This window comes from Paenibacillus sp. GP183 (assembly GCF_900104695.1).
Taxonomy (GTDB): domain Bacteria; phylum Bacillota; class Bacilli; order Paenibacillales; family NBRC-103111; genus Paenibacillus_AI.
On record NZ_FNSW01000001.1, the window covers coordinates 2,998,374 to 3,022,595 of the forward strand.

A 24,222-nucleotide genomic window follows, 5' to 3' on the forward strand; every position below is an offset into this window, starting at 1 on the left:
TTGGTAATATAGTAGTTCTCCTTATCTGTAACTGTTTAACATAATGGGTCCTTCGTAATTAATAATGTAAAGCAAATTTCCTTTTGGTTGTTCCAATATATAGTTTTCCAAAACTCCGGAATTATAGATATGACAGATAACTACTGAAAAGGCAAGGAAGCCATGTAATCCTAATAAAACCTCATTTGAAACATTCATCTTTTTCTCCTAATATGATAACTTGATGTCTAATATTATAGCACACCGATTAAGGATTCTCTATCAGTTCGCTTCTCGTTTGTGAATGTTGAACTCCTTTCAATTAACCATTAGAGGCTATTCCACTAAAATGAAAACAAGATAACTTAATGGGAGAGTCAGTAAATCAAATAATATCGTCCGACAAAAGCCCAAGCCCAATTTTATAAGCAAAATGAGTTGTTTTGAAGCTTTCCGTCCTAAAGCCATAAAAAGACTAAACAGCGCATAAAACAAAACAAGATAGCTTAAAGTCATGCAACCTGTAAACAGAACCATGTATCTGAGGAATCAATAATAAAGATTTAACGATAGTATCCTTATAGGTCTCATACCTAAATCCAAAGCTCGGCACCAGAAAATAAACAGGGAGAACAAGTGTAACGAGCCAATAAAACGGGTAAATCCTTAATAACGGATTCGATAAAAACGATAAATTAGTTTGAGTTACCAATGTTACTTTTTCATTTATCGCCACAATATATAACCTGATTTTTCAAGAATCTTTTGTGACATTTCATATTTTCTATGGGCTCTGCTAATGAAAAGAACTTTAATTCCGTCCCCTCGTCGTCATTTATATGGGGTTCTCCAATGAATTTTTTTGTCTCATATACTGAAATAACATTATATACTTCATCTCCATGTGGATATTTGTAATACATATCATTACCAGATAATAAGGTATTAAAATTCAATTCGTTCACCATTATTCCAGCTTCTTCATAGAGTTCCCTATGAGCGGCTTCTTCAAGAGACTCTCCTAATTCTAATGCCCCTCCAATGATTCCCCAGTCCTTGGTATCCGTTCTCATTTGAAATAGCACCTCATTTTTACCATTAAACACTACAACTACAACACCTGTAAATATAATCGGGCGTGTACCAACTAATTTTCTTATATCATGAATGTAACCCAAAGGAATCAACTCCTTAAATGTTGATGTGCGTTTGTAATTTACATTGTTTGTATTGAGTTCTTTGCAAAGCGCTATTGGTTAGACAAGACATACTATCGGGAACTAGGTTGTTGGATCGTCGAATTAGAAGGTCGGGAGCACTTTTCGATTGCTTCGATAAGCGATTTTCGGACTCGTTTTCTCTCCCAATGCTGAATGGGGCTTGTTTTGGTAACATCCGCTCAGTCATGCCTGAAACCAAGTCTTAAGATGATCCACGGTTTTAGTGTTTTCCATCGCCACTTCATTCAGTAATCCTTGAACTCACCATTTAGCCGCTAAACTTTACCCTTTGACTTGGGAGAGTAGGTTTAGCAAACAACAGACGGATACCTAGTTCGGAACAGGCTCGACCAAACCTTTTGATTATCGCAATGTACTGTTAACTAAAACTGTTGCTTTCTCTCTTTTTCATGAGTTGTGAAATAATAAAAAACATTGCATAAGCATAACTAAATAAAAATATAGGAATATAATACATGAAATAAGGCGCAGGTGCGGTAAAAAATATCAATGGAAATGCCCCCAATATCAATATCAAAAGAGACGCCATTCCCCATTCACGTTTAAAAAGGTAATAGATCATCATAAATAGAAGAAATATAACACAAGGAAAAACATTATAAAAAAACGAATACAATGGTGTTGTCAAATGATAGTTATCTATTCGGCGAAGTTCCAATATTTTTACGACTTTTTCACGCAGTTCAACACTTACAGGCTGGTTAAAAGGAATTCTTATAAAGTCTCTATATAAAGGATTTTGATCATACGGAGAAACCAGTTTAAATAGCTCAGAAGAATTGAGAATCGTAGAGTTAGGAATTGTTTTAAATCCAGAAGCTTCTTTGAAATTACTGAGTCTGTTTTCGAGAACAGGTTTCATATTATTTAACGTAAGATATGCAAATGACTTCAACATATTATTATAATCTTTCGGGGTATAGTTTGGTCTTACCCCACCTAGGTAAAATAAGGCTTCCATTCCACCATGGGTTTTTAGCAACTCAACATTAACCACCTTATCAATTTCAATAAGATGCTTGTTAACATTATTACCTTTAAGATCTACTTTAAGCAGAGAAGCCAATGGCTCAGATATAGCTGATAATTTATAATTACTATTCTGTTTTTGTAATCCGCGGTTTTGAATATTATTTAAAATACTAGTACTTATTATTACAATTAATAATAATAAAGCCAACTTTTTATTGTCGACATTTTTACGAAACAATAACAAGATCACAACCGGTGCAAGCAAAACATAGTAAATCGCTTCGCTGCGCCAAACGGCAATAATTGAAATTAGAGCAGCCCAAAAAAACACATTATGCCACGTAACCTTATTGTTATTCTTATATTTAAATATGACATGAAAAAAGAATAAAAGAACTAAAAATGCATAAAGACCTGACCTTAAGGGAAACAAATTATTATCTATAATAGTTGGAAGAAGAAAGGGAATATACATTAGATCAACTAATTTCGATTTAAAAAACAAAATCTCACAGTTTGTAATGATATAAGCGAATATTAAAGAAATAAATAGAACCTGCATAATTACGATACCTGCAGGTAAGGGAATAATCATCAAACAAAAGATATCAAATGCAGCTGTAACAAAGTGCTGCCAATATTCTAACTCCAAAAGTCTGGCATAACTGAAAACGACAATATCATCACTTCGCCAAACTCCTGGCCATACCAGTATTAGAAAACCAATCATGATACCAAAATATATTAAGAAATGCTTTAAAAAAATTACACATACTTCATTTTTATTTCGTAACCCTTTATAAAATAAACCTACAGCCTGCCAAAACAGAAAAATAAAAATAAAAACGAGAGGTTTAAAGACATAATATTCAACACTATTAAACACTTTTGAAGGATCAAATATTGTGGAGTCCGTAATGACAGTTATGACACAATGTATAACAGCAACATAAATTAACCTCAAATCAATTAAACTGCTAACCGATCTGAACCATCTTACCATTTTATTTTCTCCTCATTGAGTTGATTATATAATTTGATTCTTAAAAGTATCCAACTCTTCTGGAGTTCCCAATACATGGACTTTCTCAAAATCTATGATAGATATATATACATCCCCAGCCTTTTGTATAAGTAGGTTGTAAAGGGGCGCTACATATGCTTCGCCTTTTTCAAGGTTATTTCTTTCCTTATAATATTCAGTATAAAGATTTTCATAAAGTTCACATGAATTAAAATAATATGCACCCAAAGTACAATTATCCGAAATGGGCTGCTTTTCTCTAACTTCAACAGCTTTTCCGTTTTCCCCCAGTTTTACAAAGCTCCAATGGTCTCCCTGTGCTCTAAAACAAGGTATAAAACCATCCCCCTGTATTTGGCTGCTTTTCATCTCTCCAACTTCTACATAGGTGTCAATATTATATATCATCAATGGCTCGTCTTTGTTCCAATACTTTGAGGCAAACATTGTTGTTGTGGCCTGACCATCAGTCAAATAATCAATCTCAACAATATTAAAATCCCTAATATTCAAATCAGAACATTTATCTGAAATGAACTGTGAGGCATTGTCTTCTTTTCTAACAATAAAAATATATTTGTTAGCAATATCACAAAATCCACTTAAGCTTATCACCGACCATTCAAATAGGGTCTTACCGTGAACTTCGATCATATATTTAGGAATTGTATAACCCGCTTTTCTAAATCTAGACCCAAGTCCTGCCATCGTTATAACAATATTCATAGAATTTTCAACTCCTGTCATAAAATTTCTTTGTAAGCGACTAATTACACTGCTGCACCATCTGAGTTGTGAAAGCCCTCGTATCATAGATAATTCCAAGGAAAGAAAAAAACGAGTAGTGATAAAGGTTTATTCATGGCGAAATGGGTCGCAACCTCTTCACAATCGTCTCTTGGATACTTTTCAGTTTTTGGAGGATCTGCTTTCTTCAACTACAAAATCCTCTCTTGATTTTTTTAAGATTTCTTCTACTTGATTTAAATCATACTTTAAAAACTCATCAGGCCGTATGGTTCGATCATCAATATAAAAACCTTGATGACCCGGCCATGGCTTGCCATAGATGATTTCATCATAAGGTATGTCCCACTTGTCAAGCCATGCAAGTATAACTTTCGCCGTATTTGCGTTGATTAAACCTATGTTTCCGTTATAGGAATTAACATTTCTTGATGTGTTTAAAACAATCTTTGCCCCGTGTGCCTTATAATACCTGAGTTTTCCCACTATCTTTTCATATGGAACTAAATCTTCGTAATTCTCATCAGCTTGTTTGACTTTACATAACGTTCCATCAATATCAACTACCAGAGTTAATTTTTCAAACATACGTTTCCACCTCGTTCAATATATTAATCGCATTAAGCAGAAAACCAAATACCTTTTTCGGATTATCCATGTGAAGAGGCAGCATCGACAAAAAAAGTGAAGTCTCAAAAACCCTGACAACAGCATAATTAAATCCATTGTCAGCAAGGTGTTTTTTTAAAATTCTGACATATTCCGAATTATCAAAATCAATTGTAAGCTTAAATCTAAAATCATCTCCGAGAGTGATGTTATACAATCCGCTATTAAAAAAGTCATATAATCCGCATACAGAATGTGATAATTTAGCAATATCGTAATAAGGATTAGTCCATAAATCTTCCTCTTCTAGTGCCCCTTTGGGATCAATTAATCTAAGCAAAGCTGTCTCATTATCATATAGCATGTTAGAGAAACAAAGGTCACCGTGACCGATAACAGCTACATGCTCAAACTTATATTTTTTTACTACTAGATCATAAAGCCCTTTATATTTATCCAATATTTCATCAATCGAGTTAAATGATGTGCCAGATGAAACGAAATTATCAAAATTCTTATACAGTTTATGAGCTTTCAATTGTTCCAATCTATCATCTAACTTATCAATATAAAGTGAATTCGCTTTCTTGTTATAATCCCCATGAAGGACTTCCTTTTGGTTCCTGTTTTTTACAAAATAGAATACTTTTTTCAAAAAACGGTCAAAGGCATCAACACCTACCGAACCGTGAATCCACTTAATGGCCATATCGGACATATTGTAGCGTTCCATCGTATAGCTCGCTGTAGTGTCTGTCTCGTTATAATTGTATGGAAGTACGAACCACATCTTCATATTCTCAGGCAGTAGATGATAAAAATGATATTCGCTTGAAATTTTAGCTTTCATAGTTGACGATTTAACTACCGTAATTTCATCGCCTTGAAGCGAGTTGAAAAATCTGGCATCAAAACTACCAGAAATAAAGTGCATAAAATTAGAATATATTGAAATGTCCAACATAGATTTGGAGTTTATCTCTAAATATTCAATAGACTCTGGAAACTGATCAGTAGAAAGTACAGAGATCGCAAAATTTAAATACTTAATATATTCCTTTGTATTAATGAACATAAAGATGGAATTGCTTTGATTATTTACGATTATATTTTGCTTAATAAATTTGGCTTTCTTTATTAGAATTTCGAATTCATCAATATCATGGATAACACACTTCGAAAATACATGTATGATAGTTGAGTTTACTGGAAGGATTTCTATCTGGGAGATTAGCTCGTATAGTTCGCTGACTTCATTAATCTCTTTAACCTTTTCCGCAAAAATATCATTTTTTAGAGAATCTAAAAATCTTATTTTTAAGCTCTTCCCTTTAAATATGACCTCATCAAAACGCTTATTGCCAATTATATTCGTTATATTTGTTTTTGGTCTAACCGTGTTATCGTAAATACAAACCAAATTATTTTCCATAGCCAACACTTCCTTTTTTCAAAAACAAAATCGAGTATATAACCAGTATAATTAACCCAAATATTATTGCACCGATCAAAGTATACATAGTAAGATAATCATTTCCAGTTATAAAGAGAGCACTATTTAAATAGTCTACCAGGTTGTTGGCACCGAATTGTAATCCCAATCCCTTACCTAAAGTAAATAACATCAAAAACTCAATTACCCAAGCCAATACCGAAAATAATATAATAGCTGAAGTCCGACCTTTTAAGAGTCTTTTCTCATGATCATAGATCATTTTGCATCGTTCAAGTAACTCTAATGTTTTGATGGCATGTTTCGAAGATTTATTAAGTATTATATACTCGTTAAGATATTGATATGTTGGAGAAAAAATAAGATATGCAAATGTAATAAGAATAATGAAGAACAGTAGTAAAATTGATGAAAGTGATAACGAATGATGCATTAGGTCAAATGGAATGATGATAAGAAGCAGTATACAAGTGTCGAAATACCTATCGGTTAATACACTCAAAAAACCTGTTTTGTAACTGTTGGCATCCTTTCCGAACGTATATATTCTAAATATTTCACCCAATTTTAGTGGCAACAGAATATTTACAAACGTAGTTTTTATATATAACTTGACAAAACGCTTAATTTCAATTCTTGATTCAAACAAAATAAGGTAAAAACGGGAACACTTAAAAATGTGAGCCACCATAAACAATAACGCAGCAGAAAAAAATAACAGCATAACATTTGATGAAAAGGTTATATGAAGCATCTCAATATTTAGTATAGTTCTAAGTAGAAGAAACAAATATAAAGCAATAAAAAAAGAGTTTAGGACAGTATAATGACGTTTATTTATCATATGTAACATTCTTCCCATTAATAATTTGTGCTGTGTAACACTCTCTCGGCTGATCACGAAGTTCAGAAGTAATGAACTTTCCCCTTTGAAGAAAATAGTTAGCAAGAAAACCAAGGACTCTAGTGGCCTGACTGAACAGCTTTACATTAGAGATCTGATCATCCTCTTTCCAAGTTATGGGGAAAAACATGATTTTCTGTTTGTAAAAATTTGAAGCTAGAATCATACAGTAATTAAAAATCAGATTGTCCGGGAATTTTTTGTAGAACTCATGTTTTAGCATATTAACATTATAGATATTGAGTCCGGATCCTAAATCATAAATTTGTTTAGCTACCACCAATGAAAAAAGAAAATTATATACCCTGTTGCCAAAAGTTCTAAAACTGGAATATCCTTTCAGCCGGGACCCTTTTTGAAACCGCGCTCCTAGACAACAATCATATTCTCTATGATCTCCATTTCGAAGCACCTGTAACATATCATTGATATCACCTTGGTCGTCACCATGAAGTACGATGACAAAATCAAATCCATTCTTTATTGCATATGAAAAGGCAACTTTGTGAGAACCGCCTAATCCATAATTTTCGTCATTTCTTAACAGGTTCAACTTGATTTCAGGATGTTCTACAATAAATTGAGACACAACCAGTTCTGTGTTATCTTTGCTACGATTGTTAACTACAATGACTTCTTCTATATACTCAAGAACATCTGAAATCAACGAATTTAATACCCTATAAATCTGCTTTTCACAGTTGTATCCTGGGATAAACAGTAATATCTTTTCTTTCATTAGGTCCTCCCTTCGTCTGTATGCTCATTGAAATGATTTAAAAATTCCTCTCTAAACAGATCAAACTTTTTCAATCAACATCTTCATCACAAGAAAATTCATCAGCATACTTATAGGCGTAATCATGAATTTAACTATGATCTTTAGATTATTTAAAATCACACCTATTTCTATCAGATTTGACTTAGTAACAATATCATAGATCCATTGACCGAACCATGAGACAAGAATAAGTAGTATTAATTGATATAAGAAATAAATTAAATATTTATACACTGTCTTGATGGAGCTTTTCTTTTCGTCAAACGTCTTTTTGGTTGACACCCAAAAAACATAGGTTATCGCTGGTATAGGGCTGATCATGTTTGCGTGAAAAATACTTAATCCAAACAATGTCGTTATGACGATAAATCCCGATATATCTATTAACCAGCCTATACCCGAGATGATAATAAATGAAAAAAACTGTCTGTAATAATTTGACAAAAGCATCTGCATCCTTTTTATTACAAGAATCAACAATCTTCTACATGTTATAACAATTTAGCAGCGTTTGTCCATAATAAATGTCATGGCATATAGATATACAATTGACGCGAAAACTGAAAGCGTACATGAGTAATGCACTTGATATAGGTTGATGTAAAATTGGTGTAAAATATCATGGGTAGAGATGCGGAGCCCTCTTTCCATCGGAATTAGGGGCTCTGCTGTATTGAAATTAGGGGTGTAATATATTTTATATAAACTCCTAAACCGAGTTACTATATTCATAGATCAGAATAGTCGGGTGAACACATAGCGATTACCCAGTTCGAATTGCAGTGGAACGAAGACCTTCTTCAGCCCTTTCTTACACTCACGAAACACCAGATGAACGTTCGAATCCGATCCGCGAACTCATTATTAAACTATTTGATTTCAACTTGATATTCGACAGGTGCATATTGAAAAGTTTTATCCTTTGATATGATAATTAGACTAAATTTACCTGAATTAATCAATTCTGGGACATTTACATTAAAAACGAATCCGCTTTTCAGAAGTTCAGGGTTATTAAAGAAAGTTGATACACCTGTATGTGGTATGTTGTAAATACTTGGATAGTAGTTATCACCAACTTTCAAATAAATATCACCTGCTGTTGTATTTAAATTTGAATCCAATGCCCAACCTCTTAAATTAACAACTTTCTTTGAATTATCTATAACAATTTTAGTCTGCTGCTGCTCAACTGGTTTGTTATTACTGTAGTCCAACCACAACAGTGGTTTATTATTTACTATTGGTAAATCTTTATAAACTTTATAATTTGTATAGTTTTCAGTTGTATTCTGCAAAACTTGCATAGTATGATCAAGCATTCTTTCAGCATTTTCATAAATGACAATATCAGGATTTACTAGACTAATGAAGCTTTCAATTTTGTCAATATTATCTGTATGAATAAAGGTCAATTCAGAAAAAGACTCTGCCAAATCCGGTATAAGAAACCCATAAAAATAACTATCACCTAGAATTAGAGCTTTAGGCAATTTTTTATTTTTGTTTTCAAATCTATAGGATAAATTACTATATGTTAGATTAAGATCATCAAATATACCTTCGATTTTAGTAACGTTGCTGGTTTTCTTAAACTTAAAAGAATAGTCAGATTCTGTAAATGACACTGCATTATAAATCTTCGTTTCTCTGTCATACCTTGAAATATCAAAGTCCTCCCATGTTAATAAATTAACATTAGGAAGATAATTTTTTACTTTCTTCATAAGTTCTTGATAACCAATAAATGCACCATAATTATTCCAATGACCATTATCATATCTGGGTGAATATACAGTTGCTTCAGGTTTGGCATTTATTAACGCATTTTTAGGTGTGAAAAAATCTATTGTTGTATTTTGGGTGATGTATTTTTCAAGAATATCAGTTCTTGAAATATCCCCTATTTTCAAAATTGAATCTGGATAATGTTCTGGATATATTGTTTTCTTATCCAAATTAATCATAGTAATGAAAGGGATGTGTTTATCACCCAAATACTTATTAATTCGATCTAACGCATTTGTCCATTGATTTAGCTGAGAGTTTGATGGTAGATTCAAATGTTGATAGTCTTTAATAATATCTGGAGTAACGTAATATAGCCATTGATCCTTACCAATCAACGTATCGCTTTTTGTCAATTTTCCAAATAATTTGTATTGAATTATTGTATTCCATTTAACAAAATTATCTCTAAAACCTAAGTTATCATTAAACCAACTTTCAAATTCTTTATTGAAGTGGGTATTTAGTTTGTTACTAACAGTAAAATTAGGAAATCCTGATAAAACTCTATTTTCAGCAATTGATACTTTTCCTGTAGTTTTATTGATAAATATAAGAGGTGTTGAAATTAATAAAGCAAATAGTATGACCATAATAATGTTAAAAACTCTATGTGCTTTCATTATAAGCTCCTCTTCTTAAAACCTAAAGTAAATAAATGGATTGTAGGTTGAAGTTGCGAGAAAAATAATACTAATTATTAATACAACAACTACATAAATATTCTGAGCAAATATACTAAAATTACTGTGTTCTTCATAAGTCCCGACAATACTAGATATATATTTAGATATGGGTAAAGAACTAACACTCGCAATTATCAACATAACAATTGTCATAGTATCTAGATAATACCAAATACTAAAACCAACATTTTTAGCCTTTATAATATTGAACATTATTCCTAAGTAATCAATGGCATAATTTAAATCAGGTGAACGAAAAAGGACCCAGCCTATTATGATAATAATTGTGGTATACAACCAAGAAACAAACTTTGGGACATTAATTTTTGTATTACGCTTTTTCATCAATCGTTCAATAATTAAAAATAAGCCATGCCATAATCCCCAAATAACAAAGTTCCAAGCAGCACCGTGCCATAATCCTGTAACAATAAATACAATAAGCAAATTTACATATACGTTTCCTGCTCTATTTCCTCCTAAAGGAATATAAAGATAATCTCTGAACCATGATGACAATGAAATATGCCACCTTCTCCAAAATTCTGTTATTGTCTTTGATATATACGGGTAATCGAAATTTTCTTTGAAATCAAAACCGAACATTTTCGCTAATCCTATTGCCATATCGGAGTACCCAGAGAAATCAAAGTAAATTTGAAAAGTATAACAGATTGCACCGATCCAAGCTATCGCAATAGTATTTTCATCAGCAGGTAATCCAAAAATATTGTTAGCAACTGCACCAAGAGTGTTAGCGATAATCAATTTTTTACCAAGTCCCATTATAAAACGCCTTATTCCATAGGCAAATTTATCTACAGTACTTTTTCTTGAATCAATTTGCTCATGAATATCAACATATCTCACAATCGGTCCAGCAATAAGCTGTGGAAAGAATGCTTTAAACAAAGCAAATTTAAAGAAATTCTTCTGGACATCTACTCGTTTCAAGTAAATGTCAATTAAGTATGATAATCCTTGAAAAGTAAAGAATGAAATTCCTATAGGTAAAATTACATGATGTAATGAAAAATTGAATCCAGTAACTTTGTTTACACTATTAATAAAAAAATCGAAATACTTGAAATAAAAAAGAAGACTGCAATTTGCAACTAAACCGATTAGTAAGATAATTTTAGTCACATAAAGTTCAAATTTTTGTTGGGTAAAACTCATAATAATACCAATTAAGTAATTAATTGTCATCGATAAAACAATAACAAATACAAACTTAGGCTCACCCCAAGCATAGAACAAAAGGCTAACAATTAGCAGAAAAGCGTTTCTATACTCAATTTTAAGAAGGTAATAAATGAGTAACACTAGAGGAAGAAAACAAAATAAGAAGATTGAAGAACTAAATACCATTTATGTAACCTCTTTTATATTATCTTTTTTTGTATAGCTTTCTTAAATATTTCAAGCTATTAATCACAGGACGTGGCAAATATTTCTTTAATTTAACTTTAATTTGATCTTTCCAGGATACATCTAGCAAAAAATTACTTTGTAAATTTTGAACCATATGATAATGATAGGTTGGGCCATATTTATTAAAATATTGGACATTAATTTCTCGCAACATATAGTAAAGATTAGTAATTTCTATTTTTGCAAAAGAATCGGATAGAACCCAGGCAGGATAATAACCTTCGTGTTGTGCCACATAAGGGTAGATTCGTTCAATAGCATGTAAAATTGTTCCATCCGTTTTATTGGGTTCTTTTGGAAAATCATCAAATTTCCAATCATAGAGAATCAATGTCTTTAAAGCCTTTGGTCTAAACCAAAACATAGTTCCTAATGGAGCTATAGGCTCTTTATAACTATTAATATCAACATCTAATTTCAGTTTCCTAGCTAAATCTCTTGTTATCTCAAAATTAATTGTCCATTCAAGACCGATTGTCATATAAAATTCTCCATGATAAGGCGGTGGTGGAGATAACATACCAAGACGCGGATTTTCTTCGAAAGTATTAATAATATTCTCTACAAATACTCTATTTTTCAGAATATTCTCAAAGCACTTATAAGAAAATGACTCTCCTTTGATATGTGGATCTAATTGATTTGTTTTTTTATCATGTGCAAAGCAAACATAATCGTAGTCAAGTATAAAATCCTTACAAGCAACTAATAGAGCACTTATATCTCTTCCTCGATTTGGGACTAAACGTACTTCAATTTTAGCACATTCCATATCTTCAAATGCTCTTTCAATCAGAAGCTTCTTTTGCTCAGAATTTGTCGTAATATAAACATCAGTTTCTGGAGGCATTGCCCTTGCATAATTAAGGCAATATTCAATTAAATCTTCGAAATAGATATGCATAATCAGCGCAATTTTATTTCTTTTGATAGGAAGCTTATCTTTTATATCAGAAGATGATGTTGATAATACATAATTATGATGCAATGCACGTTTTATATCTGTCTGATTACAAGTACGGAGTATATTATCCCATATTAGATTAAAATCATATAATGATTGATTCACCAAATAATTGTAAATCTCAACGGATTGCTCACCAGTTGAATTATTGAGAAAATCAGCAATATGATGAAAGAAACTTCTTCTTTTCAAAATTGGGCATTTTCTATTTTTCACCATTTCCAAGGGCATCATTAGTAAAGGATGATACACATGTTTAACTAAATCATCAGTGTTGATATAAACATCCCACGAATAACCTTTATCATTAAAATCTTTAGTGAAAATAGCTTCATGATAACCTATTGCACCTTCATAGGATTTAATTTCAGGCATGTTTTCCCAGTAAAATTTAAATTCATAACTACTTAACATATTTTTTCGAATTGCGATAAAATGTGATTGAATATGTTCAGGAATATATTTATACTTTATTGTACCAAACGGGTCCCCTTTTTCGTACTTGTGATATTTTGTAATTCCCCAAAAATCAACATCTCGTTTATCCATTTCGTCAAACATATCTTTAAAAGGGAAAAACGGTCCGAATATAGTGAAGTTAAATAATATTACTTCATCAAAATCAGCTAACTTTTCCCAGCCATATAGTTCCATGCCTTGTTTGTAAGCCCAAACATCAAAACCAACGTTATCTCTAACAAAAATATTATTTGTACTTTTGTTCAGTTTCACTCTGCCTTCTGGAGTCAATTTCCCATTACATACAACTAACAAATCACTGACATTTTTCTTCATATCATCTAAAAGGATCGTAATATAATCATCCACAATTCCTTGCTCATCATAAAAAAAGAAAATTCCCAATCTTTTAACGTTTATTTTTCCAGATAATAACATTCTATTTGCTCCTAATTCCTGATTGGGATTCACTACTATAAATCGTATCCTTAGAATAATTACTATTTTTTATTATTTTTTTAATTTTCTCATTACTCCCCCATATTGCAGGAGAATCATAAGGTCGATCGGGAAAAGCGCCGTACTGAAGTTTAATTTTGAATTCATTTTTAATCAGAAAGTTTTCTACCATTTCCCTCAACGCTACAGGAACACCGGAACAACAATTAATAATTCCGTTTATCTCGGTTTGTAGGCTACTCATTGCTATTTGATTAGATAACTCTTCAACCGAAATAAAATCGTACATGTTTTTTCCAGTCGTGAATGGAAATATCTCTTTCCCTTCATCTTCTGCTTGAATTATTTTAGCAAAAATCGAATTATTCTTTGTATCATCACCATATATGTAATATGCACGTAACCATTGGAATACTACATCTTTATCTTTTAATAACACATTTAATGATTGACGTAAGGTATTTTTTGCAATGCCATAATACGAGTAAGGATTTGTTGGAGTATCTTCATTAATTTCTCCTATATAGTATCCTACCTCGTGCATAGTTCCCATAACTGTTATATGCTTAAGCCCACCATTAACCATATTCTTAATGAATTTATAATGAGCATGAAGATTTTGCATATGAGATTCTGCATTATGAACAAAACCATCTTTCCATGCCATATGCAAACAAACATCAGGTTTCCCAAGATCTTCATAGATCGTTTCATTATTTGCGAAGATATCAACTTCTAATGTTTCCGCTCGATTATCAATTTCCTTTTTAGATGAATCAATTGTTCGAACAACAATACCTAGGTCTAATAAAGTTTTGACTACATGACGCCCGATATACCCTCCGGCTCCAGTTACTACTACCGATTTGATGTTGGACATATATTACACTCTCCTGGTAAATGAGTTATAAACTTAATTCCAATTGTTCGTGTATGCTTCACAAACGTCATCTATCGTGCCTGCTGCTACAACTTTCCCTTTATTTATCCATACACCATTTTTACAAACTTTCTTTACTTGATCGAGTGAGTGGGAAACAAGGATCAGAGTCGTTCCATTCGAAGTCATTTCGCTCATTCTTTTCTCACACTTCTCCTGAAATTCCATATCTCCAACTGATAATATTTCATCAACAATTAGTACATCAGGTTTCACTATAGTCGCTATCGAAAAGCCCAACCTAGCAATCATCCCAGAAGAATAGTTTTTCAGTGGTACATCCACAAAATCATAAAGCTCAGAAAAATCAATAATTTCATTGAATTTCTCTAGTAGGAACTTCTTTGAATATCCAAGTACAGCGCCATTGAGAAATACATTTTCTCGTGCAGTAAGCTCCATATCGAACCCAGCACCCAGTTCTAATAATGGAGCTATATTACCACGAGTAACTACTTTGCCTAATGTTGGTTTGAATATGCCAGATATAATTTTTAACACAGTACTTTTACCAGAACCATTACCACCTAATATTGCAAAAGAATCTCCCATTTCAACATTAAAGGAGACGTTTTTTAAAGCATAAAATTCATCATGTTTCAAATCTTTTTTTAACAATTTTATTAAGTATTCTTTGAGTGAATCAATCTTTTCTTTACCAAGATAAAACCGCATTGAAACATCTGTAACCTCAACTGCATATTGCTTCATAGACTTAACCCTTCCATAAGGAGTTTATTTAAATATAGAGAACAAATTTATTTTGATTTCTATAGAAAATGAAAAGTCCTACCGCCATTGATAACAATGAGTAGATGATACATATAATGTTGTTTTGGAATGTCGGTAATTGATCGTACAAAACTATATCACGAAATGCTTCAACAAAATAATACATTGGATTGGAATAAATAATTGATCTTACATATTCAGGAACTGCATTTACAGGATAGATAATAGGAGTTAGGTACATCCAAGCTGAAAGTAATACACTATAAAGATGAAGCATATCTCTAAAATACACGGCCAAAACCGACAATATTAGGCCAATTCCTATTGAGAAGATAAGAATATAGAATAGTGGCAATGGAAACAGAAGAATTATTGGTGAAACTTTAACTCCCGTAACAACAATGACGATCAGTAATGCAATTAGTGAGAAAACTAATGTTATGAAAGAAGAAAGCACTCTTGAAATAGGGAACATATATTTAGGAATATATACTTTTCTAATAAGTGCCCCACCACTCAATATAGAACTCATTGACATGGATGTGGCTTCAGAAAAGAAATTAAAAATAATTTGTCCAGACAGAAGATAGACTGGAAAATTAGGTATATCAAATTTAAAAATATTTGAGAAAACTGCGGATAAAACAATCATCATCAAAAGTGGATTTAGCAAACTCCATAAATATCCCAAAAATGAACGACGATACTTTATCTTTAAATCCCGAATAACAAATTCTCTCAATAATCCTTTATACCGCCAAAAATTATGAATATACCTCATATCATTATCTTTCCTTAATATTTATTTTTAGCTTATAGTGCAGATATTTTTCTTAAGTATCTTGTCAATGCATTTTTCCAATCTGGCAAGTGATCAAAACCAGCAATATCTAGACTTTTCTTTGAAAGTCTTGAATTTCGAGGTCTGACTGCGATTGTTGGAAATTGTTCCGAAGTAATGAAATTTACTTTAGTTGTTATTCCTGCTTGACGAAATATTTCTACTGCAAATTCTGCCCAACTGCAATATCCTTCGTTTGTAGCATGATATATGCCATATTTTTCAGTACTAATCATATTAACTATAAGAGAAGCTAAATCTTCTGTAAATGTCGGTGAACCTATCTGGTCTGCTACAACATTAATAGAATGCTTCTCTTTACTCAACTCTAGCATTCTATTCACAAAGTTATTACCGTTTGTCCCATATGCCCAAGAAGTTCTAATAATAAAATGTTTTTGCACTTTATTTACGATTGCTCTTTCTCCTTCAAGCTTTGATTGTCCATATATAGACATCGGTTTCGTTTGTGAATCAATTTCATATGGCTCTGATTCTTTACCCGAAAAGACATAATCAGTGCTAATATAAACCAGCTTTGCATCAATTTCTTTACAGATTATTGCAATAGTAGCAGTAACACCGACATTAATTTCACGACATTTTTCTATTTCATTTTCAGCTAAATCTACTTCAGTGTATGCAGCGCAATGGACCACAACATCCGGTAGATATTCGTGTAAATATTTTACTGTAAACTCGATATCAGCTAAATCAAAATCTTCTCTACTAACACCACAACATTCTATTCCTTGTGATTTTAAACTCTTTATCACATCATGGCCAAGCTGTCCATTTGCACCGGTAACTAAGATTCTCATTTTTAGATATCTCCTATGGAAGACTTCTACTCTTTTAAAATTTCGGTGTATAGTTTCTCATATTCACCACTCTTCACTTTATCTAGCCATTCTTTATGTTCTATATACCACCGGATTGTTTTTCGGATACCCTCTTCGAACATTATGACAGGTTCCCATCCTAATTCATTTTTTATCTTACTTGCATCTATGGCATACCTACGATCATGTCCAAGTCTATCCTCAACATATTTTATCAAGCTTGAAGGTTTATTAAGTTCTTCAAGTATTAACTTTACGATTTCAATATTTGCATGTTCATTATGACCACCAATATTATAGACTTCACCAGGTTTTGCCTGATGCAGTACTAAATCTATAGCTCTACAGTGATCCTCCACATAAAGCCAATCTCTGATGTTCATACCATCTCCATATACTGGAAGGTGTTTATCTTCTAGTGCATTAGAAATCATCAAAGGTATTAATTTTTCCGGAAATTGATAAGGACCATAATTATTGGAACAACGAGTAATATTCACATTTAAACCGTAAGTCTCATGATAAGCTCTTACGAACATATCTGCAGAAGCCTTGCTTGCTGAATATGGACTATTAGGTGCTAAAGGTGTTGATTCAGTAAAATATCCTTTCGGACCTAACGATCCATATACCTCATCTGTCGAAACTTGAAGAAATTTAAAGCGTATTTGTTCATCCGTTATCTCCCAGTGCTTTTTGCAGGCATCCAACAATACCTGAGTTCCTTCGATATTTGTTTTTAGAAATACTTGTGGATTGGAAATACTTCGGTCTACGTGGGATTCTGCCGCGAAATTAATTACAAATGTAGGATTATGCTCAACAAAGATTGAATGTATAAGAACACTGTCACAAATATCACCTTTTATAAACATATACTGCTTATGATTAACAATTGATTTAAGCGTATCCAGATTACCAGCATAAGTTAAGGAATCAACATTAATAATACGATAACTAGGATATTTATTAAGCATATAATAAATAAAGTTACTACCAATAAAGCCAGCTCCACCTGTTACTAACAAAGTCATATTTTCTGTCTCTTTATAATCAACAATTTCCGACATATGTTTTTTCCTCCAGTTTTTACAAAAAAATTATAGATTTTGTTCAGCAAGCGTTTTTAGACTCATATCCTTATCTGATAAGAGTACTTCTTGCAAATGATGAATTGGCCATTCAACATTAATTTCCGGGTCATTCCAAAGAACGCCACCCTCATATTCTGGATGATAAAAATCTGTGCATTTATAAGCAAAGACAGCTTCTTTAGATAACACTAGAAATCCATGCGCAAATCCCTCAGGAACATAAAATTGTTTATTATTTTCGCCTGTCAAAATAACCCCGTGCCATTTCTTATATGTTGGTGAATCTTTTCTTAAATCAACGGCAACATCAAATACCTCTCCTGATAGCACGCGCACCAATTTACCTTGAGGATACTTTTTCTGAAAATGGAGCCCCCTAAGTACACCCTCCCGCGATTTCGATTGGTTATCTTGAACATATGATGTAGGTACTCCTGCAGCTTTGAAATTATTCTCATTATAAGTCTCCATAAAATATCCACGATGATCACCGAAAACTTTCGGCTCTATAATAACCAATCCATTTATATCTGTTTTTGTAATTTGAAATTGCCCCACTTGAACCATCCTTTTATTTGTATTAATTAAAACCTTCTGCTACTTGAATCAAATATTGTCCATATTCCGTTTTTAATAAAGGTTGAGCTAATTGAATTAAGTGATCCTTAGAAATATATTTTTTCTTAAATGCTATCTCTTCAATACAAGCGATATATAAACCTTGTCGTTTCTGTACTGCTTCAACAAAGTTACTTGCTTCAAGCATGGTATCGTGAGTTCCTGTATCCATCCATGCCATACCTCTACCGAGAAGTTTTACATTTAACATCCCTTTTTGTAGATAAGTATTGTTGACTTCAGTAATCTCTAATTCATTACGAGCCGAAGGTTTGATACTTTTTGCAATCTCAACAACTTGATTATCATAAAAATAAAGACCAGGCACAGCATAGTGTGATTTTGGTTCCAGAGGTTTTTCTTCTATCGATAATACTTTGCCATTCTCATCATATTCAATTACACCATACGCTTGAGGATTTTTCACAAAATAACCGAATATCGTAGCTCCTTCATCCATATGGGCTGCTTCTTCTAAAATCCGTCCAAAACTTTGACCATAAAATATATTATCTCCTAAAATTAAAGCAACTGAATCTTTTCCAATAAATTTCTCACCAATAATAAAAGCCTCAGCAAGTCCATTAGGAAGCTCTTGAACTTCATAAGATAAACTTAATCCTAAATCAGATCCATCTCCAAACAACTCTTCAAAAATTTTAATATCTCTTGGTGTTGAAATGATTAAAATTTCCTGAATGCCTGCTAGCATTAATACTGACAGAGGGTAATAGATCATTGGCTTATCATATACCGGAACAATTTGTTTAGAAATAGCTTTTGTTATTGGGTATAATCTTGTTCCAGATCCTCCCGCCAAAATAATTCCTTTCATGTAAAAACTCCTTTTAATAATCTTTTAAGAACTCCCTTAATGAACCTTAAGAACAACTTCATCTATTTTAAATTCTATAGTTAAGTAAGAACCATACATAAAATTGGGAGGCAAGTTAACAATTATTTGGCCCCCTTCCAGTTGTAAAACCAACTCTACTGAAATGGTATGGTATCTCTCCGTTCAAAAGGTCCTCTTTTGAATATACAATAACCATGCTCTGATAGTATCATTATTTATTGAATCGTTATAATAGGGATTATTGTCTTATAAAATCTAGTTTCATTAGTAATTTACAATTCGACAAATACCGCCACTATTCCTCCTTTATCCACCACATCAAAATCACTAATTGGCACAATCCCCCGTATATGATAAGATATTGTCGTAATTCGGGAAGGAAGGGAACCATACAAATGGCAAAAAAACAAAAGCTGGACCCCTCGGTTCAAGCGGAGAAGTCGTCTATTATTTATTGGCTGCTTATAAGCTTCGTAGTTGTCTTCATGTTTTGGTCACCTTTTAAAAAAGCATTGTTTAATGGAAATTCGTATTCGTTTGAACGTCCAATTTATTCTTCTTTCATATGGTCTTCGCTCATTTTACTTTTGGTAGGTATCTTTTTCTTTTTTGTTTGGAAATGGCAATCCCAGAGAGATGCTCTGGCCGTTGCCGTTTGGTTAATCCCCATCACATATATCATATCACTAATCCCTGCCGCATCCCATTATTACTCGACCAACATGGTATATATCCAGATCATGTACGCTATCTTTTTTATTGCTGGAACTTACTTGGCCCGAAACAAACTCGGCAATTCCATCCTGTCCACTGCTTTAATGGGATCCGGCTATGTCCTTGTCTTGTTTGGACTCTTGAACTGGCTCGGAAACGGTAAATTTGCTGGAAGCTTGGTCGGCTGGTTTGTAGAATTGGACAAAGGAATCTATCGCGATGCTGTCATGACGGACTCGAACGGTTTGCGGCTTACATCCGTATTCCAATATGCAAACTCGTACGCAGCCTATTTAATAGCTATACTATTTGCTTCTCTATTTCTAGTGTCCAAATCTCGTAAATGGTACATAATTGGTATCCATGCTTTTATGTTAGTGCCTGTCATTATTTCGTTTTTCCTGACTCTCTCTCGAGGTGCAATTGTAGTTGTTCCTTTCATTTTGCTGATCATCTTATTCTTCCAAAAATTAAACCGGCAGATCCTGATCCTGGTTCATATGGTTCTAGCTTTTATAGCCTCATTTGTAATTCTCCAGAAGATTACGAATGCAGGCATTGAATTAAACAAGCAGTTCAATTCTTCTTTATCGAGAAACAGTTGGCTGATCGTTATTGGAGTTTCTCTAGCCGTCACTCTTCTTAGCATACTAATCCAAAAATTTGCCGCTCCTTACATCGAAAGAAAACTGGAGCGCTTCAACGACCGTAAGCTCACAAATATTATCGTACCTATTGCTGCTACTGTGATCGGTATTGTAGGTGCCTTGCTTATTTTTGCCGATACGGGTGCTTCCAAGCTTTTGCCGGAGAATGTGCGAACTCGCATAGCGAACATTAACTTCGCCCAGCATAGTGTTCTTGAGCGGGGAACTTTTTATAGAGATGCCATTAAGGTATTCAAAGATTATCCTTTACTCGGGGCTGGCGGTGGGGCTTGGTCTGCACTGTTTGAGAAGTATCAAAGTAACCCCTACATAAGCCGTCAGGCTCACAACTTCTTTCTGCAGTATTTGGTGGAGGTTGGCATTGTTGGATTGCTTATTTTCTTGCTGTTTCTTGGAGCTGTGTTTTACCTGTTTATCCGAAAACACTTTAATAGCCAATCCGAGACTAAGGACTCTCATTTTCTTTTTTTCATAGTGGCTGTTTCCCTGCTTATTCATAGTCTTATTGACTTCGATTTAAGTTATGTCTACTTGGGGATTGTGCTCTTTCTCAGCTTAGGCGCTATGATCTCCAATGCTGGGGACGTACCATTCAGATGGAATTTGGACCGGCCACTCATCAACAAAGGCTATCCTGCTCTGCTTTTCATATTATCACTTACTCTATTTTTCATCTCAGTAAGACTGCTAAGCGCGAATGGATCCTACAATGAATCGATTAAGGTCATTCAAACCAGCAAGGATTATAATCAGATCATAGCTCCACTAAACAAAGCTTTGAGCCTGCATCCAACTCAGCCGGACTACCTACTGCCCAACGATGTATTTCCAGGTAAAATAGGATTACTGCTACAAGTGTACAATCAGACGAAAAAAGAAGAATTTTTCAATGAGTCCGACCAGTATTTAAAGGATTTGCGCAAGAAAGAGCCATTCAACCGTTCTGTTCTTTACCAGCAGTTAGCAGCCTACAAGCTTAAAAATCAATTAGACGAAGCTGAAAAGCTCGTGGATGCCAAACTCGGCAATTATCCATGGATCATCTCCATGTATGAAGAAAGTATCGCTTTGAATACAGATTTAGGCAATCAGGCGATGACAGCCAAGAATAACCAAAGCCGTGACCAACATTGGAATAAAGCTATGGAAGTTTATAATCTGGTTCTGACCAAAATGAAAGAGCTGGAAAGTCTGCCTAAAGATCAAGCGCAAGGACAGCCCTTCAACATCACCAACAAAATAGCATTAAGTATTGGCCAGATTAAATATTTTCATGGTGATTATGCTACATCTTCTGGTTTATTAAAACCCTTTGTTTCTGATCAACTGGATGACCCGGCTAACAGGATGATTGCCAGATGGTACTACGCAACAACGAGTAAGCAAAATACCCCGGATAAAGCGTTATATGATAAGCTGATTGCAAAAGATCCAAACGAGAAGCAGCAGATTGAGGCGTTATTAAACGCTGAGGTTGTAAAATAACACTCAAGTCACAAATATATTTAATTCCTTGAACACATGTAACTCTATCTTAAAAGAGTGCATGTGTTTTTTGTTTCTGTACTCCACCCAATGGGTAATAACCTCTAGGAAAATGTTTCCTTATTTAGGTGCGACTTAATAATTGATCTTATATCAAGAAGGAGGTGAAATCAATTGATGAAATTACCTAATCTTAAAGATGAACACGCAACAAACACAAATGAATGGGGTGGTTCCAGAGTGAAAACTATCGCAAAGAAGAAAATTGCTCAAGTCGTTGCCTTTTTAATGCTAGTATCTATTCTTTTACCCGTAATCGCTTATGGAGCTACTGGAACTGGAATTATGACTGGCAGCTATAGCTATAACAAAACAACCGGAGCTGTTACAGCAACTGTGTACAGTGACGTGTACGACAGCACTTATGGAAATGTGAAACTTAATGTCATTGCTCCAAATGGTACAACTGTTTTAAAAACTATATCAGTGCCTGCTAATTACACAGTCACCGCTAATGTGTATTATTTCAATATAACCGGATATATCGCACAGACTAACGTATACGACGCAGTATATCTTGAGGGTGACTATCACAGCTCTGTCTCTGCAAGAGTATACGCATCAGACTCTAGCAGTACTGGAGGCACTGGCAGTCCTGGAGGTACAATTCCACCACAAACACCAGATAATAGCGTCACAGTGGATGTCCCTTCCAATGGAGATGTCAATGGCGACAACCTGAAGAAAGCCTTGGCAGACAAATTGTATGTAACCTTGGCTTTAAACGGAAGCTCGGTTGCCATTCCAGCCACAGCGCTAATTGATGCGGTTAAAAAACCTGGCGCTACGATTATCGTACTTTCCCAAAGTGGATCCATCACAATTCCGCTTTCAACTTTGGATCTAAATGCTCTAGCATTATTTCTCGGGGTCGATCTGAAAGATCTCAAGATTGTGGTTACCATATCGGGTGTTAGTGTGGAAACCGCCCTTGCTGTTAATAAGGCGGCTCAAGGTGTTGGCGGGACTATTTTAGGTGGTCCACTAGATTTTAAAATCGAAGCTGTTGGAGCTAATGGCAAAAAGACGGCAATCAACTTTGGCAATACTTATATTTCAAGAACAATGAATTACAATGGTCCAGTGGATCCCAAGAAAGTAACAGTTGTACTTTTCAATGAATCGTTGAACAAGGTTACTTTTGTACCGTCTACTTTCAGTGTGGCGGATGGTAAGACTGTCGCCACGGCTAAACGTACAGGCACTAGCATTTACGCCCTGATGGAACTGAATAAAGGCTTCACAGACATTGTGAACCACTGGTCGCGAGAGGATGTTCAGCTTTTAGCTAATAAGATCGTCATAGATGGGATGACAGATACTACCTTTGCTCCGGATCGCAACATTACACGTGCAGAATTCGCTGCCCTTGTCGTTCGTTCTCTGGGAATTGATCCGAGTGGAGCAGCATCTGAAAAGTTCAGTGATGTAAAATCATCAGATTGGTTTGTCAATGTGGTTGGAGCTGCGGCTAAGGCGAACCTTATCGATGGCTATGAAGACGGCACCTTCCGTCCAGATGCACAGATCAATCGGGAAGAACTGGCGACTATGGTCATTCGAGCCATGCGTTATGCTGGTATGAGTCCAGCTGTTTCAGCTTCACAGCAAGATTCTCTGCTTAGCAGTTTCACCGATGCCGGTCAAATCGTCTTTGCAAAAGCTGAAATTGCTGCTGCAATCAATGCGGGTGTCATCAATGGGATGACGGATTCAACGATCGGGCCTAGACAGCAAGCAACACGGGCTCAATCGGCTGTGATGCTCAAACGCTATTTATCTAAAGCAGCCTTTATCAACTAATTCGTATGAGAAAAAGAAATGGGACCTCCTACCTGAGCGGTAAGGGGTCCCTTTTTTTATGATGGCAGG

The 24,222-nt window shown here is 34.0% G+C and carries 19 protein-coding genes; 2 read left to right on the forward strand and 17 right to left on the reverse strand.

Translation table 11 applies throughout. The features are described 5' to 3' along the window. Window positions 1-701: 701 nt before the first annotated feature. The 17 genes from BLV33_RS14730 to rfbA form a co-directional block, all read right to left on the reverse strand. Window positions 702-1,157, reverse strand: coding sequence for an NUDIX hydrolase (locus BLV33_RS14730; protein ID WP_090792968.1), 456 nt, complete (start codon window positions 1,155-1,157; stop codon window positions 702-704). A 421-nt stretch (window positions 1,158-1,578) separates the two neighbouring features. Next, a complete protein-coding gene (locus BLV33_RS14735; protein ID WP_090792972.1) occupies window positions 1,579-3,195 on the reverse strand; it encodes a hypothetical protein in 1,617 nt (538 codons plus the stop codon). A gap of 24 nt (window positions 3,196-3,219) precedes the next feature. Continuing rightward, window positions 3,220-3,942 carry a glycosyltransferase family 2 protein gene (locus BLV33_RS14740; protein ID WP_090792975.1) on the reverse strand — a complete coding sequence of 241 codons (723 nt, stop codon included), beginning with the start codon at window positions 3,940-3,942 and terminating at the stop codon, window positions 3,220-3,222. A 183-nt stretch (window positions 3,943-4,125) separates the two neighbouring features. Then, window positions 4,126-4,551, reverse strand: coding sequence for an HAD family hydrolase (locus tag BLV33_RS14745; RefSeq protein WP_090792978.1), 426 nt, complete (start codon window positions 4,549-4,551; stop codon window positions 4,126-4,128). Further along, window positions 4,544-6,004, reverse strand: coding sequence for a hypothetical protein (locus BLV33_RS14750; protein ID WP_090792981.1), 1,461 nt, complete (start codon window positions 6,002-6,004; stop codon window positions 4,544-4,546). The genes BLV33_RS14745 and BLV33_RS14750 overlap by 8 nt, the downstream gene beginning before the upstream one ends. Window positions 6,005-6,858: 854 nt before the next feature. After that, window positions 6,859-7,668, reverse strand: coding sequence for a glycosyltransferase family 2 protein (locus BLV33_RS14760; protein ID WP_090792988.1), 810 nt, complete (start codon window positions 7,666-7,668; stop codon window positions 6,859-6,861). Between the two features lie 60 nt (window positions 7,669-7,728). After that, window positions 7,729-8,166 (reverse strand): GtrA family protein, encoded by a 438-nt coding sequence (locus tag BLV33_RS30805; RefSeq protein ID WP_366414815.1) that lies wholly within the window; start codon window positions 8,164-8,166, stop codon window positions 7,729-7,731. Between the two features lie 413 nt (window positions 8,167-8,579). Continuing rightward, window positions 8,580-10,121, reverse strand: coding sequence for an alginate O-acetyltransferase AlgX-related protein (locus BLV33_RS14770; protein ID WP_090792994.1), 1,542 nt, complete (start codon window positions 10,119-10,121; stop codon window positions 8,580-8,582). Window positions 10,122-10,136: 15 nt separating this feature from the next. Beyond that, entirely contained in the window at window positions 10,137-11,555 is a 1,419-nt protein-coding gene (locus tag BLV33_RS14775) for an MBOAT family O-acyltransferase (protein WP_090792999.1), read from the reverse strand. Between the two features lie 19 nt (window positions 11,556-11,574). Next, window positions 11,575-13,512, reverse strand: a complete 1,938-nt coding sequence (locus BLV33_RS14780; RefSeq protein ID WP_216234765.1) for a rhamnan synthesis F family protein — start codon at window positions 13,510-13,512, stop codon at window positions 11,575-11,577. Beyond that, window positions 13,481-14,380, reverse strand: coding sequence for an NAD-dependent epimerase/dehydratase family protein (locus BLV33_RS14785; protein ID WP_090793006.1), 900 nt, complete (start codon window positions 14,378-14,380; stop codon window positions 13,481-13,483). The genes BLV33_RS14780 and BLV33_RS14785 overlap by 32 nt, the downstream gene beginning before the upstream one ends. 33 nt (window positions 14,381-14,413) lie before the next feature. Continuing rightward, on the reverse strand, window positions 14,414-15,151 hold the full coding sequence (locus BLV33_RS14790; protein WP_090793010.1) for an ABC transporter ATP-binding protein: 738 nt from the start codon (window positions 15,149-15,151) through the stop codon (window positions 14,414-14,416). 28 nt (window positions 15,152-15,179) lie between these two features. After that, window positions 15,180-15,914 carry an ABC transporter permease gene (locus BLV33_RS14795; RefSeq protein ID WP_253187082.1) on the reverse strand — a complete coding sequence of 245 codons (735 nt, stop codon included), beginning with the start codon at window positions 15,912-15,914 and terminating at the stop codon, window positions 15,180-15,182. 71 nt (window positions 15,915-15,985) lie between these two features. Beyond that, a complete protein-coding gene (gene rfbD, locus BLV33_RS14800) occupies window positions 15,986-16,834 on the reverse strand; it encodes a dTDP-4-dehydrorhamnose reductase (protein WP_090793017.1) in 849 nt (282 codons plus the stop codon). Window positions 16,835-16,860: 26 nt separating this feature from the next. Then, window positions 16,861-17,889: a dTDP-glucose 4,6-dehydratase gene (gene rfbB / locus BLV33_RS14805; RefSeq protein ID WP_090798943.1), complete on the reverse strand. Its 1,029-nt coding sequence runs from the start codon at window positions 17,887-17,889 to the stop codon at window positions 16,861-16,863. A 66-nt stretch (window positions 17,890-17,955) separates the two neighbouring features. Beyond that, window positions 17,956-18,507 carry a dTDP-4-dehydrorhamnose 3,5-epimerase gene (rfbC, locus tag BLV33_RS14810; protein ID WP_090798944.1) on the reverse strand — a complete coding sequence of 184 codons (552 nt, stop codon included), beginning with the start codon at window positions 18,505-18,507 and terminating at the stop codon, window positions 17,956-17,958. A 22-nt stretch (window positions 18,508-18,529) separates the two neighbouring features. Next, a complete protein-coding gene (gene rfbA / locus BLV33_RS14815) occupies window positions 18,530-19,402 on the reverse strand; it encodes a glucose-1-phosphate thymidylyltransferase RfbA (RefSeq protein WP_090793021.1) in 873 nt (290 codons plus the stop codon). Window positions 19,403-19,818: 416 nt separating this feature from the next. On the opposite strand from rfbA, the gene BLV33_RS14820 reads away from it, so the two are divergent. After that, complete coding sequence (locus BLV33_RS14820) at window positions 19,819-22,290, forward strand: O-antigen ligase family protein (protein ID WP_090793024.1); 2,472 nt, start codon at window positions 19,819-19,821, stop codon at window positions 22,288-22,290. A gap of 177 nt (window positions 22,291-22,467) precedes the next feature. Continuing rightward, a complete protein-coding gene (locus BLV33_RS14825) occupies window positions 22,468-24,153 on the forward strand; it encodes an S-layer homology domain-containing protein (RefSeq protein WP_090793029.1) in 1,686 nt (561 codons plus the stop codon). Window positions 24,154-24,222 lie beyond the last annotated feature (69 nt).